19 protein-coding genes and 1 pseudogene are annotated in these 17046 nt (G+C 37.8%); all 20 read right to left on the bottom strand.

Annotated features, from left to right (window positions below; all coding sequences use genetic code 11):
• Window positions 1-2 precede the first annotated feature (2 nt).
• The 20 genes and pseudogenes from kynA to KHA94_RS00390 all read right to left on the bottom strand — a co-directional run bounded on the left by kynA (window position 3) and on the right by KHA94_RS00390 (window position 17045).
• Window positions 3-854: a tryptophan 2,3-dioxygenase gene (gene kynA / locus KHA94_RS00485; protein ID WP_213100217.1), complete on the bottom strand. Its 852-nt coding sequence runs from the start codon at window positions 852-854 to the stop codon at window positions 3-5.
• A 182-nt stretch (window positions 855-1036) separates the two neighbouring features.
• Complete coding sequence (nikC, locus tag KHA94_RS00480; protein WP_213100216.1) at window positions 1037-1936, bottom strand: nickel transporter permease; 900 nt, start codon at window positions 1934-1936, stop codon at window positions 1037-1039.
• 12 nt (window positions 1937-1948) lie between these two features.
• The gene (locus KHA94_RS00475; protein WP_213100215.1) at window positions 1949-2956 is read right to left on the bottom strand and encodes an ABC transporter permease; all 1008 of its coding nucleotides are present in this window, start codon (window positions 2954-2956) and stop codon (window positions 1949-1951) included.
• Between the two features lie 341 nt (window positions 2957-3297).
• A complete protein-coding gene (locus KHA94_RS00470; protein ID WP_213100214.1) occupies window positions 3298-4911 on the bottom strand; it encodes an ABC transporter substrate-binding protein in 1614 nt (537 codons plus the stop codon).
• 47 nt (window positions 4912-4958) lie between these two features.
• A complete protein-coding gene (locus KHA94_RS00465; RefSeq protein WP_213100213.1) occupies window positions 4959-5927 on the bottom strand; it encodes an ABC transporter ATP-binding protein in 969 nt (322 codons plus the stop codon).
• Window positions 5908-6921: an ABC transporter ATP-binding protein gene (locus KHA94_RS00460; protein ID WP_213100212.1), complete on the bottom strand. Its 1014-nt coding sequence runs from the start codon at window positions 6919-6921 to the stop codon at window positions 5908-5910. The genes KHA94_RS00465 and KHA94_RS00460 overlap by 20 nt, the downstream gene beginning before the upstream one ends.
• A 686-nt stretch (window positions 6922-7607) precedes the next feature.
• Window positions 7608-8117, bottom strand: a pseudogene (locus KHA94_RS00455) (DUF444 family protein); the annotation flags it as partial.
• A 10-nt stretch (window positions 8118-8127) separates the two neighbouring features.
• The gene (locus KHA94_RS26430) at window positions 8128-9720 is read right to left on the bottom strand and encodes a recombinase family protein (protein ID WP_213100211.1); all 1593 of its coding nucleotides are present in this window, start codon (window positions 9718-9720) and stop codon (window positions 8128-8130) included.
• 95 nt (window positions 9721-9815) lie between these two features.
• Window positions 9816-9968, bottom strand: coding sequence for a hypothetical protein (locus tag KHA94_RS00445; RefSeq protein ID WP_213100210.1), 153 nt, complete (start codon window positions 9966-9968; stop codon window positions 9816-9818).
• A 45-nt stretch (window positions 9969-10013) separates the two neighbouring features.
• Complete coding sequence (locus tag KHA94_RS00440) at window positions 10014-10463, bottom strand: ArpU family phage packaging/lysis transcriptional regulator (RefSeq protein ID WP_213100209.1); 450 nt, start codon at window positions 10461-10463, stop codon at window positions 10014-10016.
• A gap of 59 nt (window positions 10464-10522) precedes the next feature.
• Entirely contained in the window at window positions 10523-10984 is a 462-nt protein-coding gene (locus tag KHA94_RS00435) for a hypothetical protein (RefSeq protein WP_213100208.1), read from the bottom strand.
• A gap of 134 nt (window positions 10985-11118) precedes the next feature.
• Window positions 11119-11301, bottom strand: a complete 183-nt coding sequence (locus KHA94_RS00430; protein WP_213100207.1) for a hypothetical protein — start codon at window positions 11299-11301, stop codon at window positions 11119-11121.
• Window positions 11298-11879: a RuvC family protein gene (locus tag KHA94_RS00425; protein ID WP_213100206.1), complete on the bottom strand. Its 582-nt coding sequence runs from the start codon at window positions 11877-11879 to the stop codon at window positions 11298-11300. Before KHA94_RS00425 ends, KHA94_RS00430 begins: the two co-directional genes overlap by 4 nt.
• Window positions 11880-11886: 7 nt before the next feature.
• The gene (locus KHA94_RS00420) at window positions 11887-12201 is read right to left on the bottom strand and encodes a hypothetical protein (protein ID WP_213100205.1); all 315 of its coding nucleotides are present in this window, start codon (window positions 12199-12201) and stop codon (window positions 11887-11889) included.
• 205 nt (window positions 12202-12406) lie between these two features.
• A complete protein-coding gene (locus tag KHA94_RS00415) occupies window positions 12407-13408 on the bottom strand; it encodes a DNA cytosine methyltransferase (protein WP_213100204.1) in 1002 nt (333 codons plus the stop codon).
• 40 nt (window positions 13409-13448) lie between these two features.
• Complete coding sequence (locus KHA94_RS00410; RefSeq protein WP_213100203.1) at window positions 13449-13925, bottom strand: hypothetical protein; 477 nt, start codon at window positions 13923-13925, stop codon at window positions 13449-13451.
• Window positions 13926-13974: 49 nt separating this feature from the next.
• Window positions 13975-14475 (bottom strand): pyrophosphohydrolase domain-containing protein, encoded by a 501-nt coding sequence (locus KHA94_RS00405; protein WP_249365248.1) that lies wholly within the window; start codon window positions 14473-14475, stop codon window positions 13975-13977.
• Between the two features lie 5 nt (window positions 14476-14480).
• Window positions 14481-15782, bottom strand: a complete 1302-nt coding sequence (locus tag KHA94_RS00400) for a replicative DNA helicase (RefSeq protein WP_249365247.1) — start codon at window positions 15780-15782, stop codon at window positions 14481-14483.
• Window positions 15751-16611: a replication protein gene (locus tag KHA94_RS00395; protein ID WP_213100202.1), complete on the bottom strand. Its 861-nt coding sequence runs from the start codon at window positions 16609-16611 to the stop codon at window positions 15751-15753. The genes KHA94_RS00400 and KHA94_RS00395 overlap by 32 nt, the downstream gene beginning before the upstream one ends.
• 14 nt (window positions 16612-16625) lie before the next feature.
• Window positions 16626-17045 carry a hypothetical protein gene (locus tag KHA94_RS00390; protein WP_213100201.1) on the bottom strand — a complete coding sequence of 140 codons (420 nt, stop codon included), beginning with the start codon at window positions 17043-17045 and terminating at the stop codon, window positions 16626-16628.
• Window position 17046: the final 1 nt, after the last annotated feature.

Raw genomic sequence — 17046 nt, 5'->3', positions numbered from 1 at the left:
ATTTAAAGCTTTGTTCTTAGGCTCCATAATTCAGGAAAGAACTCATGATCAAGCACTTTTTTTAAATAAGTAACACCTGATGATCCGCCAGTCCCCTTCTTATTACCAATGATTCTTTCAACCGTGCTCATATGATTGTATCGCCACAATTGCTGCTGGCTTCCTATATCGACTAGCTTCTCTGCTAATTCGTAAAGATCCCAATAATTATTTACATTTCGATAAACAGTCAGCCAGCCTTCCTCTACACTCATATTTGGCTCATATGGCAATGACCAATTTCTAGTTAATACCTTTTGATCAACTGGCAAGCCTCTAGTTGCTAAAGCTTGAATGGCAGCATCATAAATACTTGGTTCATTAAGGGCATTATCCAATGTATCATATAGCACTTCATCATGTTGATAAACTAATAGAGTATTGGGATTTTTATGTCCAAGTGCAAATTCTATTAATCGATTTTGATAGGACTGAAAGCCTGAAGAATGACCTAGTTTCCCCCGAAATTGTAAATAATCAGCTGGAGTTAATGTAGACAATACACTCCATGATTGAATTAATTGCTGCTGAATACGTGAAACACGTGAAAGCATTTTAAAAGAAGAATCTAGATTATTTTTTAGAATACATTTAGTTGCAGCCGAAAGCTCATGAATGATTAATTTCATCCAAAGCTCGCTAGCTTGATGGATGATGATAAAGAGCATTTCATCATGATGTTCGGATAATCTATGCTGGCTAGATAAGATTTTATCAAGATGAAGATAATCTCCATAGGACATGTCTTTACGAAAATCAGTTTGAATTTCTTTTTCAAAGCCTGTTGTCTGTTCGTTATTATTTTCGTTTTCCATATTAATCTATCTTTCCTCCTTTGCGTTCGTTATTTTTAGGATATGTTAAACTTTCATGTTAAATTCCGCTGCAGTCACTCGCCTTCCGCTCCAATCAACAACAACAACATAGCATTATCAACACTTAGCTTTAACATAACCTATTTTTAAAATGATAAAGACTCCCCATTGGAGTCTCTATCTTATTGCTTCATTTTCGGATCGAGGGCATCTCTAAGCCCATCCCCCATTAGGTTAAATCCTAAAACTGTTAGCATGATTGCTAACCCAGGAAAAATGAGAGTCCATGGAGCCTGAGTGATATAGTTTCTAGAATCTGCAAGCATTTTCCCCCACTCTGGTGTTGGAGCCTGAGCTCCCATTCCTAGGAATCCTAATGCAGCAGCCTCAATAATAGCAGTGGCAATTGCAAGTGTGGCTTGAACGATTACAGGTGAAATACTATTAGGCAAAATATGACGGAAAAGTATTCGAGCATCTTTCATCCCGACTGCACGTGCTGCCATGATGTATTCTTCCTGTTTAATACTAAGTACCTTTGACCGTACAAGTCGCCCAAAATTCGGGACATTTATGATAGCAATGGCAATCAATGCATTTTGTAAAGATGGACCTAAAATGGCAACAATGGAAATAGCCAAAAGAATACTTGGAAATGCTAGCAGGATATCAAAGATTCGTGAGATAATTGCATCGACCCAACTACCATAGTATCCAGCAACAATTCCTAGAATCGTCCCAAAAACGACCGATCCTAACACAGAGAAAAATCCTACCCATAATGAAATTCTTGCTCCATATATAACACGAGAAAAGATATCTCGGCCAAAGTCATCCGTACCGAACCAATGCTTGCTCGATGGAGCCTGCATTCTCTCTGCTAAAACCTGATCTTTAAAGCTATATGGAGCTATATAAGGAGCGATAATCGCTAATATGATAAAAAAGATGACAATGCCCAAACCAACTATAGCCAATCGATTTTTAGAAAACGAGAACCAAGCTTCCTTCCAAGGAGGAATTAGCTTCTCTTCTGTGGATATCAACGGAATATTTTCCGTGTTTTTCGCAAGTTCAGCCACTAATAATCCCTCCTATTTTGTATACTTAATTCTCGGATCGACAAAGACGTATAGCAGATCAACGATCAAGTTTATCAAAACAAAGATTGCTGCAATGATTAATATTCCAGACTGAATCACTGGATAATCACGGTACAAAATTGCATCGTATAGATATCGGCCAATTCCCGGCCAGCCAAAGATCGTTTCAGTTAATATCGCTCCGCCTAACAATAATCCAGTTTGCAAACCGATTACTGTAAGAACTGGAATGACTGCATTTTTTAAAGAATGCTTATAAACGACCCAGAACATTCTTAATCCTTTTGCTCTAGCAGTACGAATGTAGTCTGATTTCATAACCTCTAGCATCGTGGCACGTGTCATTCTTGCAATAATGGCCATCGGTATCGTGGCAAGAGCAAAGCTCGGTAAGACTAAATGCTTTACAACTGTAGCAAACTGGTCAAACCTTCCTTGTAATAAGGTATCGATTAAATAGAGATTTGTAATGGAATTTACTGGGTCTCTGACATTTTCCCTGCCTGTTGTTGGAAATAATCCCAATTCATTAGCAAATCCCCATTGCATCATTAAACCAAGCCAGAAAATTGGCATTGATACTCCAATAAGTGCAAGGAGCATGGCAAAATAATCAAACCATGATTTTGAAAACCATGCACTGATGATCCCAGCATTTACGCCAATAATGATGGCTATAAACATGGCAACAAGTGTTAATTCAAAAGTCGCTGCTAAAAATGGCCATATTTCTTCGTTTATTGGCCCTCTTGTCCTTAATGAAGTTCCTAAATCCCCATGTAAAAGTTTATTAATATAGTCAAAATATTGTATGTACCAAGGCCTGTCCAAACCCAATTCCTTCGTTACCAGTGCGATCGACTCTTGTGTTGCCCTTTGACCAAGAATGACCTGAGCAGGGTTACCAGGGATTGCATGAATGATTGCAAAAACAATTAAAGTCATTCCAAATAAAACGGGTATTAATGAAAATACACGGCGAACCGTATAAGTGAGCATGCTTGTCACCCCTTTTTTTCCATTTGCTAAGAAAAGCGCAAGCGCCTTGGTCACCCCCGACAAACATAAGACAGGCCGACGGGAAAGTTGTTCTTTAACTTTCTTGGCGGACTGACTTATGACCTCGAGGTCGACAAAAGTGCGACGTCCTCCCAAAAGCTTCTCTTTTGGTCGTGCGATGTGTCGCTGACGAAGCTTTCCTTGTCCTGTCGCATTGTCGACACTAGTACGTCCTGTACGTCGGGGTAGGCTTTGGAGCTAGACAATTCTCAAATTCGAAAAAACTTATACTTCCCTTTTAAAAAAGAGGAGGGTAAATCCCCCTCCCCTATTAATGTTTATTATTTAAATTCCACTTTCGTTAATGCTTCAGAGCCTGTTGGATGTGGTAAATAATTGACCACGTCTTTCGCTGCTGCTAACAATGGTGTAGAGTGAACTAGTGGAACCCAAGGAGCATCGTCATGAATGATTTCTTGAGCTTTTTTGTAAAGATCGTTACGTTTCGCTTGTTCAGTTTCTGTTTGTGCCTGAATTAACACATCATGAAGCTCGTCATTGCTGTAATGAGAGTAGTTATTGCTGCCGATGCTGTCTTTATCAAGTAATGTGTATAGGAAGTTATCAGGATCTCCATTGTCACCTGTCCAGCCAAGCATGAACATATCAAACTCACCTTTTGCCGCTTTGTCTAAATACGTTGCCCATTCAACAGTTTGGATATTGGCTTTAACACCAATTTTGCTTAAGCTTTCTTGAATGACCTCTGCAACCTTTTGTGCTTCAGGCATATATGGGCGTGCAACAGGCATTGCCCATAAGTCAATTTCAAATCCTTTTTCAAATCCAGCTTCTTTCAATAATGCTTTCGCTTTTTCTAAATCATATGGGTATGGTTCGATTGCATCATTGTAGCCTTCAATGGAAGAAGGCATAGGATTGACTGCAGGATCTGCTTTGCCGCCATAGAATGCATCAATGATTGATTTCTTATCGATTGCATGGTTAATAGCTTGACGAACAAGCTTGTTATCAAATGGTTTACGAGTTGTTGTTAAACCGATATAACCAACGTTCATAGATGGGCGTTCGATAATTTGTAAATTGTCGTTACCTAGTACGGTTGCTTCATCTGAATTATTAAGGCCATCCATTATGTCAATCTCGCCAATTGTAAGGGAATTCAGGCGTGCAGTGTTTTCAGGAATTACACGGTAAATAACTTTGTTTAACTTAGGTAAACCTTTTTGCCAATAATCTGGATTTTTCTCAAGTGTAATGGTATCGTTTTGTTTCCACGAAACGAATTTAAACGGACCTGTTCCAACTGGATTCTCTCTGAATTTGTCGCCATACTTTTCTACTGCTGTAGGGCTGGCGATCCCAAACGGTGACATCGCTAGGTTCTTAAGGAACGGAGCCTGAGGTCTAGATAGCACAAATTGAACGGTATACTCATCAGCAGCTTTTACTTCTTTAATAACGTGTCCTTCTTCACCTTTATAGCCGCCAAACATGGAATAGTAAGGAAAGCTATCCGCATTACCGTTCATCCAGCGGTCGAAGTTAAATACTACCGCATCAGCATTAAAATCAGTGCCGTCATGGAATTTTACCCCTTGACGAAGGTTGAATGTGTAATTTAAACCATCATCAGAAACAGTCCATTTTTCTGCAAGTCCTGGATTAACCGTTGTATCTTGGTCTCCATACTCTAACAATGTTTCAAAGATGTTTTCGGTAACCTTGAATGTTTCACCTTCTGTTGTTGAAATTGGATCAAGTGAAGTGGAATCCCCACCGCGTCCATAGACAAGCGTGTCCTTTATCGGACTAGATTCATTGTTATTATCATTACTGCCTGCTTTTTCGTTTGTTTTACTGTTACAGCCAACAAGAAACATACTGATTGCTAACAATGAAATCAGCAGCAACTTGAAAGTCTTTTTTCTCATGAGCATTTTCCCCCTATTTTTTGTTTTTTTATCATAAGTGCTGCTTGCTACTTGTTATACAAGTGACACGCAACATAATGACCGTTTAGATTGTGTTCTTCTGGTCTAGTCATATTACAAATATCCATAAACTGTGCACATCTAGTATGGAATGCACATCCAGATGGCGGATTTGCTGGACTTGGAAGCTCGCCCTGAATTAAAATCGTCTCTCTGTTAATATCAGGATCCGGTATCGGAACAGCCGAAAGAAGTGCCTGAGTATATGGGTGCTTAGGGTTTTCATATAGTTCCTCACTATCAGCCAACTCTATTAATCTCCCTAAATACATAACACCGACTCGGTCGCTAATATGCCGGACAACCCCCAAATCGTGGGCGATAAATATGTATGTAAGCTGAAATTCATTTTGTATGTCCTTCATCAGGTTGAGGACCTGGGCCTGGATAGATACATCGAGTGCTGAAACAGGTTCGTCGGCAATGATAAGTTTCGGCTTGGTCATCAATGCTTTGGCAATCCCAATCCGCTGACGCTGACCTCCGCTGAACTGATGAGGATATCTTTTAGCATGATAGCTGCTTAAACCGACAACCTCGAGCATCTCCTTTACTCGCTGCCTACGTTCCTCTTTTGTGCCAATTCCATGAACAATCAATGGTTCCTCTAAAATTTGCTCAACTGAATGCCTTGGATTTAATGATGCATACGGGTCCTGAAAGACCATTTGGATATCTCTGCGCGTTTTTCTTAATTCTGACTTGCTCATGCTCGTAATCTCTTTATCTTCAAAAACAATTCTTCCATCACTAGCTTCAATTAATCGCATGAGCAGACGACCGGTAGTCGACTTGCCACAGCCGCTTTCTCCAACGATTCCAAGAGTTTCTCCCTTTTTCACATAAAAAGAAACATCATCTACTGCTTTAACTTCTCCTTTTTTCCTGCCTAATATCCCCCCAGTTATTGGGAAATACTTTTTCAGGCCGTTTACCTCAAGAAGTAACTCCGACATGTTCGTCACTCCCTTCCTTCAATGTATGTAAGAAGCATCGTACTTCATGTCCGTCATTTTTCATTTTGTATAATTCAGGTGATTCATCCTTGCATCGGCCAAACACCTCAGAACATCTTGCCGCAAACCTGCAGCCTTTATGCAAGGTTCCTGGTGCTGGAATATTTCCAGGAATGCTGTATAGGCGGTCTTTCTTCCCTCTCAAATCAGGTACTGATTTCAACAATCCTATTGTATAAGGATGCTGAGGATTCTTCAGGATCGTCCGAACGTCACCCTGCTCGACAATTTTCCCAGAGTACATAACAATCACTCGTTCACAGATTTCTGCTACAACACCTAAATCGTGGGTGATGAGGATGATGGATGTATTGGTTTTTTTGTTTAAATCCTTCATAAGAGCAAGAATTTGAGCTTGAATGGTTACATCAAGAGCTGTTGTTGGCTCGTCCGCTATTAATACCCTCGGATTACAAGCCATCGCCATAGCAATCATGATCCTTTGCCTCATCCCGCCTGATAACTGATGTGGATACTCTGAAAGAATCCCTTCCGCTCTTGGAATTCCAACCAGTTTAAGTAACTCTATGCTTCTGACTCTCGCTTGTGCTTTCGAAAAGTCGGTATGTAATCGAATCGCTTCCATGAGCTGGTTTCCTATAGTAAAGAGCGGATTTAGTGAAGTCATCGGCTCCTGGAAGATCATCGAAATTTGATTCCCACGGATTTTTCTCCACTCTTTTTCAGAGATATTTTTTAAATCTTTTCCTTCAAAAATAATCTCACCATTTTCGATTTTCCCTGGCGGTGAAGGAATCAATCTCATTGTCGTTAACGAAGTTACACTCTTTCCACTTCCGGATTCTCCTACAATCCCTAAAATCTCACCTTCATTTAATTCAAAGCTGATTCCATCAACCGCTGGAACAAACTTTTTTCCAGATTGGAACGACACCTTTAAATCCTTTATTTGAAGAATAGGTTTATTGCTCACATTTACACCAACCTTAAAGTCATAAATATTATAATATAGTAAATTTTGAGAATATTATTGCATATACCACGTTATTTTTTTGTCGAAATGTGTCAATTAAGTAAAAATTTTTACTTTTATGAAGGAAAATATTATTATTAACTCTTAAATTAGTAAAAATAGTATTTTCTAACATCACGATTTTCATAGTTTTACCAAACAAAAAAAGGCAATGACAACTTGTCATAACCTTTCTTTGGTCAAGAATAAATTTTTTCCTCAACTTTTTTAATAAGCTCTTCTTCACGTTAAATACATCCACTTTTTGTTTTAAAATATAATACCCGAACTATCAATCCAATAAATGCTACCCAAAAAGTGGCCCTCCTACAAAAACTATATTAAATAAAGTCATAGTATGAACGTTACGAAGTCATATTTTCAGTAAGTACTTTAGTTTGGGTTCATATAATCAAAAAATACGCTCCCTTACCTCAGAATCTATTTACTCATTTACAATTAATTAATATCTACTTTTTCAATATTTCTGATAGATAAGTATCCAATAAACACTCCAAGAAGACCAAGGAGCAACGGGATTTCAATCTTTCTAGAAATATTTCTCTAAAGGTTAATGCAAACTGAATTCGTTTTTACTTCAACAAAGCAACAAAAAACGCAGACCATTATTGTCTGCGTTTGTCTAATTAAGCGTGCATCTTTGTATCTTTTTGTTTAAAAAAGCTCTTCATCGCATGAAATACGTCAACTTTTTGCTTCAAGATATAATATCGGAAATCATCATGTTTAATGTTTTTGTAGGCTGACATGAGGGTGCTGTGGCGGTTATACTGGTTTACCTCACCATACCCAAACATATTTGACACTTCCAATAATTCCTCAACAAGCTTCACACATCGAGAGTTGTCTGAAGTCAAGTTGTCACCGTCTGAAAAATGGAATGGGTAAATATTAAATTTGCGAGGATTGTATTTTGCCTCAATGATCTCAAGTGCTTTTCGGTAGGCAGATGAACAAATGGTACCTCCGCTTTCACCTTTTGAAAAGAAATCTTCCTCCGATACAACTTTAGCCTCGGTGTGATGAGCAATAAATTCGATTTCAACCGTTTCATATTTTGTTCGTAAAAATCTCGTCATCCAGAAGAAAAAGCTTCTAGCCATATACTTTTCCCAAATCCCCATCGAACAAGAAGTATAGAATTAACTATAATATCAAAGCCTTATCAAAATTGATTTCCTTTACTGTCTCACCTTCAAAAACAACGCTTTCCAATAACTTATGAAATACTTTTCTTTTATGATCAATATCAGTTGGATTATGTTTTTGGAACTCTTGATACAATTCAACTATTTCCAAGCGTGCATCATTATTATTTAAAGACTGACTTGCTTCTTCTAATTTATTTTTCTGTTCACGTAGATTTTTAATTTCATCTTGTAGATCCGTATTCAGTTCAATGAATGTTTCAATATCATAAAACTCCTTTGATTCTAACAATGACTTAGAAGCACTTATCTTTTTCTTAAGCATCGAATCGACTTGCTGAATATCCTGCAGAATCTCTTGTTTCTTATTATCTTTTTCCTTTACCTTCTCAGTTACATTCAAGTTTGCGAAGTTGGCAAGTTTATTTTCAATAATTTCTAGAATGTCTTCTTCTAAATGATCTGCATTTACATTTGCTTGAGGACAAACATTTCTGCCTTGCTTATGATAAGTAGAGCAAACATAATATCTATATTCTAATTTGGTGCCATCTTTCTTTTTATTAGTACGCTTCTGGCAGATCATGTTGCCACCACAAAGACCACATTTTAAAAGTCCGGTTAGTGGATGTTTAGCAGCATTAAATTTCTGTGGATGTGCAAAGGTTTGTTTATTTTCATTTATTTTCTTCTGGGCCATTTCGAATACTTCCTTTTCAATAATTGCAGGATGTGCATTTTCTGTTCTTACCCAATCTTCTTCTTTGATGTGTACAACTTGTTGGATTTTTTTATCCTTCTCTTCATCTTCAACATAGTTATAACGAGTTTTTCCATAGACAATGTTACCTATGTAAGCTTCATTTGTGAGCATGTCTATAATATGCTTTTCTTGAAACAATTTCCCCTCTCTAGTTCGATAACCTTGCTCGTTAATTCTAGAAACAATTCTTTTTCTACCCAAATTTTCTTTAACAAACAAGTGAAATACTTTTTGGATAACAAGTGCATATTCATCTGGATGTAACGAATGCATCCGTCTCCCTTGAGAAATTAACTTATTTTTCAAGTCTTCTTCTGGCAAGTCTTTAACTTTTTTGTACCCCATTGGAGTAACAGTTCCAGCCCAATCCCCGTTACGTGCTCTCTGCTTATTACCCAAAGATACACGAATGGAAGTCTTTCTTGATTCGTTTTCAGCCATAACCGCAAAAATCTGAAACATGGTTGGATCATCACGCAAAGAATCATAATTTTCTTCAAGGCTTATCATTCGTATTCCTTTATTGATTAAGCGTTTAGCTGTAGTAATAGTTTCCCCCGAATCACGAGCAAAACGAGAGATTCCTTTAAAAAAGACGATGCTGATTAATCCACTGTCAATATCATGGAGCAACCTTCTCATGGCCGGCCGCTGAAGGAGTGTTGTTTTAAAACCTGATTCTCCTTCCTCTTCATAGATGAACCGTTCGTCAAAAACAACTTCAATATTCGTGCGTTTGGCAAATTCTTTTATCATATCAACTTGGTGCTCGATTGTGTCACCTTGTTTGTTAGTACTGGCCCTTGCGTATATTGCACCAATTTTCACGAATGATATCCCTCCAATAAAAAAAGAATGTTATTTATAGTTAATACTATAACACAACATTCTTGATTTAACTATAATTCATTCAATTGAATTAACTATTTTTTTAATTCCAGAACAGAAGACTGATGTAATTTATTAACATAGTCCACAAACAATTCACAAATCAATTCCTCTGCTTTTGCTTTAAAAACAGATTCATCAATGTTTATCTTTGTATCTTCTGTAATTAATTTTCTCCTCTCCGCCATGTTGAATCACCTCTAGTGTTATGAATATGATAAATAGGTCTTGTCCTATTCTGGTTGTTTAGTGACAGCAATATTGAGATTTAGCGCTAATCGGTAAAAAGCTTTCCAGCGAATCTTTCCATATGTTACATGGCTGATCGGTGGTTGAAACTTAAAACAATACACATTATAGTCAGTCAAATACTCACTATCATCTGACATGTATCTAGCTTCAATAAGAAATCTCTCCATAGGCGGAAGACGCTTCACTGCCTTTTCTGTGCGTTCGCAGAATCGTTTTCTTTGTTCATATTCATCAGCATTGTATATTGCAATGGATCCTGTTTGATCGCCAGTCTGATTTGTTGGGCCGTGATACCTTATATCCGCACTAGCTGTAATCGAAGCTTCTCTTTCCTCAAAAGTAAGGTATTTAAAAAGCCTGTATCTCTCAAGATGTTCCTCAACTTTTGCTTGTGTTGCCTTTCTATCTAATTCCGGTAATTCAAAACTCATATAAAGACCCCCTGTTTATCTAAGGAGTACCCCAAGCCAAAGCCCGGGGCTCTTGGACACTAATTCAATAAATCCTCATCTTGTTCTTCTTCTTTTACATCTTCAATGCTCATCTGGTCCGGAGAAACTACATTTGCCGTACCATCTTTCCCCACATTATACTTAACACCCTCACGCGGCTCTTCATTGTTAAAATCCTCAATACTCATTTGAGATGGTTCCAAGGACAGTTTCACGGTTCGCCCTGCATGAGGATACAGTTTTATCATCTTTTCATCAGAGTCACCTTTAGCGTTAAACTTGAGTGTTGTTTTCTTGGAATCACGCTGTACTGCTTTAAATTCTGCGTTAAACTTACCAGCTCCACTTGCTTCAATTTCTAGTACGACAATGTTTCCTGCTAATTCTATTAACTCCTTAGAATGAGGCAGCTCATCCCCTTGGACATGAAACTCTAAAACTTCTTTTTTATCATCCTTTTGGATTTTCTTAAATAAAACATTCAATTCGAATTTACTCATTTTTATTTACTCCTTTTTTATATAGTGTTTGTTACGACCTCGTATCGCTTTTTGCGTGTTTTACAACTACATTAAGACCAAATGTATTAGTGTTAAACAAAACGCCTATATCGGGCTTATAAGGGGTTTAAACGCTACCCCTTAAAAATCATTAATATTCCTAATCCATAACCATGTTCTTTTACTTCGCTCGCCCTTACCCAACCACGGTTTTCATGAGATTTTACGACTCTATTTAAAGTCGTTTCATTTAGGCCAGTAACTATTTTCTTAAGCTGGCGAGGATGCTGCGCTTTCCAACCTTTTACTTTGGTCATTTTGCTTTAGCCTTCTTCTTTGTTTCTAATATAGATTGCAAGACTTCAGCTTGATAGATTGGAAGATACCCATTATTCAGTAAGCATTCTACTCCACTCTCCATAGTCCATAAATCTTTTGCAATTTGAGCAATGATATAAGCATCTACCACGTTGTCACTTTTATGTGTAAAGCTAAAATGTTCTTCAACAGCCTTCATGACGGCTTTTTTCTTCGCTGGCCCCGTGAGTCGCTTTTTACTACCTTTTTCTCCAACCCATCCAGTTACATTCACAAACTTCTTTACGGCATTTGGAGCAACTTCGTAGTAGCTGAATCCTCTTTTAAAGAGTTCGTTGCGGATTCCATGATGTAGACCACCAGCAAACATGGCTCGCTGAGTATCAAAAGGAAAACCCTCGATGCAAATTACATCACCTGGTTTAACATGCGAGACAACCTCATCAATTAGCGTCACCATTCTTTTCGGATCTGCATCACTAATACCTGTCAATTCTTTCGCTCTTAAAACCTCTTCATTTTCATCAAGTGCAACAAACCCTGTTTTTGTACCCGGATCTATTCCTACAAATCTCATAATCTATTCACTCCTTTCTAGCAAATGGAATATGTTCAACTATTTTTAAATAATGAATCCTATATTCGTACAGAATCCCTGTTTGTTTATAATACTTAGTTGTTTCCTCTTTGATCAGTTTATGATGTGTTCTGCACAGGCCAACAAGAGCCCATGTAGTCTCAGTATTACTCATACAACCAGGATATTTACATTTAGTTCCTACCACGGATTTTCTCCTTTCCTGTAATTCTTTAGTTGCAGAATACCGATCTCTCATTCTTGCGGTTACGTCTGTTGCAATATCGTAGAGTTCTTGAACAGAAGCTATCGAAAAATCCACTTGACCACCACCTTAACGTTGCGACCTCGCAACATTTTTAGTAAAAAAATTAGATACAGGCTTTTTATCACCTTTGCACCCATCACAAATTCTTTTACCATCAACTACAGATGTAAATTTTGGTAGATATGCCTTAAAACAAATACTGCAGCTGACTAATTTCATGGCGATCATCCCTCCTTAGGAAATTCCTTTACTCTTTTGTTTAGTAGATTAACTGCAGCTGGCCTGTTGCATCTGCAATAAAATCTGTTCCATAATCTTCATCCATGATTACTTTGAAAATAGCTTCCAGCACTTGAACCACAATACTATTCCCTGCCAGTGCATAAAGCGTTGCACTTCTTAGATGCGGCTTAATCGGAAACACTTGAGACATAAGATCGAAATCCGCATCATCAAAGCCCATTAACCGCAAATATTCTCTTTCAGTTGGATATCGATAACGACCATCTGATGTTTTAATTACTCCTGGTCCTGGGCATCGATCTGGACGCTCGGTTAATGTCCAGCAATGAGTTTGAATTGTTTCGATATACCGAAATTTACTTTTGTTCCGTTCAATTTCTTCCGGACTTGCTAAATCAGCAATACGATTAAGCATTGATGGAATATTGACTATATATTTTTCTAAATCAAATTCACTTTCATCTTGTAAAAATTCTGCTATTGAACGAAGTGGCCGCCTTATCAACTTATTGAAATCGAAAATAGAGCTGCCAAGCAATGAAACGCAAAAGACTCTCTCTCTAGCTTGTGGAATGCCAAAATCCATGGCATTAAGTACACTGAATGAATTGGTGTATCCCAGCTTTTCCATTTCTTGAAGATACTCGTCAAATATAGGTCTTTTCGATTTGAACAATGCACCTTTTACGTTTTCCCAAATTACAACCTTTGGCCGCCACTCACACATTTCACGAATGATACGTATTGTCTCAAGGATTAATTTTGATCGTCCTTTATCATCATTAAGGTTAGCTGCTGAATTATCCTGACATGGAGATCCATGAACTAATATGTCCGGCTTTAAATTCCATCCCCTAACATCCTGTGGCTTATGCAGATGATCATAAAGTGCGTTATATGCTTTAACCCTATTTGGCTGCCATTCCACATAATCAATGCATTTATGATCAATACCAAGATTGATTAGTGCTTTTCGGGGCGCTCCAATGCCTCCGAACAATTCTAGTATCTTAATCATGGTGCCACCCCTTTCTAGTAAACTTAATAATTCTTGTGTATTATCCACCTATCGATGGGTGCGCACATTCCCACATATAATCATCAAAGTTTATCTCTTCATTCTTTACAATTTCACCATCGATGATTTCTATATCTTGGTTAAATTCCATCCCACGTTCATATGCATATATTTTTAGGTCAACATAAAATTCTTTTGATATCTCAGCTAGTGGAGCAGCATCAATTCCCCAAGCTGCTTTATAATTCTCAATTACCATTACATGAGTTTCTTTGTCGTCATCCCAAAACTCAAACTCTATGCAGTTTGTTTCAATAAAGTTTCGACGTGTACCCTTTACATGGAAACCGTGGAATTTTTCATCACACTTCAACGCTACCGAATATTTTTCCTCAACAAACTCTGCTTTCACATCTGAACCTAACCAAGTTACTGGAGTAAAGTTGTTTTTTAAGAACTTAATTAAGTTTTCTTTAGTACCCCTTACTTTCAATGTTCCTTCACACCAATTCGGCATAATAAATTCCCTCCGTTCATTTTTAAAAGAAACATAATACAAAATATGATTAATAAGCCTTACCGCCATGCTTATACGTTCTGCTTTTGTTGTACTCCATTTTCTTTAAGATGTGATATTCAAGATTAATTCCTTTTAACCCACACAGATCAAAACCCCGAATAAAAATATCAGCAATTTCTTCTGCGAAATGTTCTTTATCGCCTTTTCTGTCGGCTTCCAAAGCTTCACTTACTTCACTATGGATTAAAGCCAGAAGTGTTCCTGTTTCTCTTTCCTCATCATGCCAGCCTTTTGATTTAGCTATTTCATAGGCTTCTGAACAAAGAGTGTTTATTGTTGTTTTCTCTTTTCTCAATCTCGCATTCTCTTTGATTAGATATTTCATGAGATCGGCAGACTCTTCTAAAGCCATAAGGTTCCAGTCATAATCTGAGTCCTTCGCCTGGTCAATTGTGGTGCCATATTTTTTAATGCCTTTTTCATATTGCGAATCTAACACTCTAGCAAAAGCATCTAATACATTTTGAGTTGTTATTGGTCTTTCCAATTTGTTCACCCTTTCTCTCTTGACAGCTCTTGAAAGTGCTGTTTCCAACCTTGGAAGAGCAGCCGGAATTCATTAAGTCCTGTATCTCTACCCTTAGCAATCGTCTGCTGAATAACTTTACCGCCACTTACAATGTCATTTGGATCATGCCAAAGGAATTCAACTACATCAGCATCTTGTTCAATGGATCCGGATTCTTTTAAGTGTGATAGTTGGGGCTTTAATGCTCCCTCAAACGCTCTTGACATTTGGGATAACATCATAAAGCAGCAATTCATTTCACGAGCAATTTGTTTGGCTGCACCAGTAACATTCCCAATTGCTTGTGATCTTGTTTCACCCTTTTTTTGAGGGATATTCATGATTTGTAAGTAATCAACAGCAATGACAGCTATCTTTCCGTGCTTTCGCTTGAATTGCCTTGCTGTTGCTCTTACATCATCAATCGATACATTTGGACTATCTTGAATAAAAATTGGCAGGTATTCGAAGCCTTCATAAGCTCTATCCAGAAGAGTTTTTTCCTTCTCATCTAATTCCTTATTTTTAATCCTCCCATAGCTGATTCCAGTTACAGAAGACATCATTCTGTCTTTCAATTCGTTCTCTCCCATTTCTTGAGAGAAAATAAGAACAACTCCTTGGTGCTGTTTAGCTACTCCATAAAGGCGTTGCAACATCTTAGCTGTTTTACCTACCGATGGCCGACCAGCTGATACAAAAAGCCAACCTCTCCATAATCCACGGGCCCAATTATCAAACTGTGCAAATCCTGTCTTGATATATTCTGCTTTTGTTGCAAGGTGTTCAAAATAGCTTTCTTTTGATTCCGAGAAACTTTTCATCTTTGCTGCAGCCTGCGGTCGCATCTCTTGCACCAAGGCATCGATGTTTGAAAAATATTCTTCGTCCGAATCATAATCATCTCGGGATAATCCCTTGATAATTTCGCCCATGTTTTGTGTTCGTCTTTCAATCGCTTTAGAGCGAACTATTTTTGCATAATAATCTACGTTTGCGACTGTTGGACAAGAACTGGCAATCTGCGATAGATAAGAAACGCCGCCTATATTTTCAATCCCACCAAATCTTACAATCGCATCAGAAACAGTAATAATATCAACCGGATTGCCTCGTTTTTGTAAATAGCGCATAACTTTATAAATCTGTTGGTGGCGATTAATAGAGAAATCTCTTTCTTCAAGAAAAACTATTTCATCTAGAACACTTGCATCTAAGAACACGGCTCCTAAAACTGATTGCTCAGCTGCTACTTCATTTTCCCCAATCGAATGCATCTGGATCATTCCCTTCACTTATCCAACGTTGGAACTCTATTTCTTTATCTCGAATATCATTTTTAGTCTGTTGTTGAATCGGCTGTTTAGGAGTTTGAGAAGCTTTCTTTTTGATAGCAAGTTCAGCAAACTTTCCTCTTAGCGTTTTGGCAGATAAGACATTCGTCCTCCAGAATGAATCTTGTGTAACCCAATCCATAACCTCTTTTGCAAGACGCTTGTCCACTCCATCTTTTTCAATAAGCTTTCTAAAGTCATCAGCCCAGCTTTGGAGATTGGCATTTCTGACTAAATGCTCCACCCCTGCATCTTTTGCAACGGCAGAAACCTTTTCATGAAAGTAAAGAGCCATTTTGTAATATGAACTTTCCTCGTCATATTTTTTTGTTTGACGAGTTTTTTTAGGTTTTTCTTTAACCTTTTCTTTCTTGGTACTACAATTGGTGGACGATGACGTACTACAGTTGCAGGACGATGACGTACTACAATTACAGGACGACGATTGAGGTACTGCATCTGTAGGACGATCAATCCAATCGTCGTAATTCTTGTTGTAAGCCAATAACCTTCCCCTCCTTTCGCCAACCCCAACGACATTTACAATCTTGCGCTCTATTAAAGTAGTCAGTTCCTTATCAACGTGGCTTTTCGTGCTGCCGATTGCTTCTGCTAGAAAAGCTAGAGAAATCTCATGTTCTTTTCTGCGGAATCCGTATGTATATCGCCAAATCACCATGACTATTTTAAGCTGGGTGCCGTTGAGATCAGCCTTTGAAATACTCTCTAAAATCTCGTTGGCAATCCTGGTATATCCATTTTTAGTTTGTGGACTTGCCATACTCGATCATCCTTCTAATTTGCTTTTTTCTCCTTGAGTGTTTTGATTGCTTCACAGGATGCTTTTAATGCCGTTGATAAGACGGTTACAAAGAAATCAAGGCGCTCATTTTCTTTGTTTTTCTTCTGTAATTCTTCGGTTAATTTCCTTGCCAACCCTTGAAAAATAGCAGTTTGTTCTCTTTCTTTTTTCAACTGAGCTAGGTGATGCTCTTTTAAATCGTTCCATTCTTTCTCGGTGTAAGCTTTTTCTTCGGAATGTAGAATACAAAATTCCCTTGGAACAACAACGCCTGAGAATGAACCTTCTATAATCTGATATGGATTGTTAATTGTGAATAGATTGCTCGATGGGAAATTTCTCACTGAAAATTCATCACCTACGCGTAACCAACCATGACCTAACCTAATATCTTTAATAATTTTTATTTTCATG

Origin of the sequence: Cytobacillus citreus, from assembly GCF_018343665.1 — a bacterium.
Classification (GTDB): domain Bacteria; phylum Bacillota; class Bacilli; order Bacillales; family Cytobacillaceae; genus Cytobacillus; species Cytobacillus citreus.
Note: the sequence above shows the minus strand (reverse complement) of the source record. Positions and strands in the feature narration are given on the sequence as shown.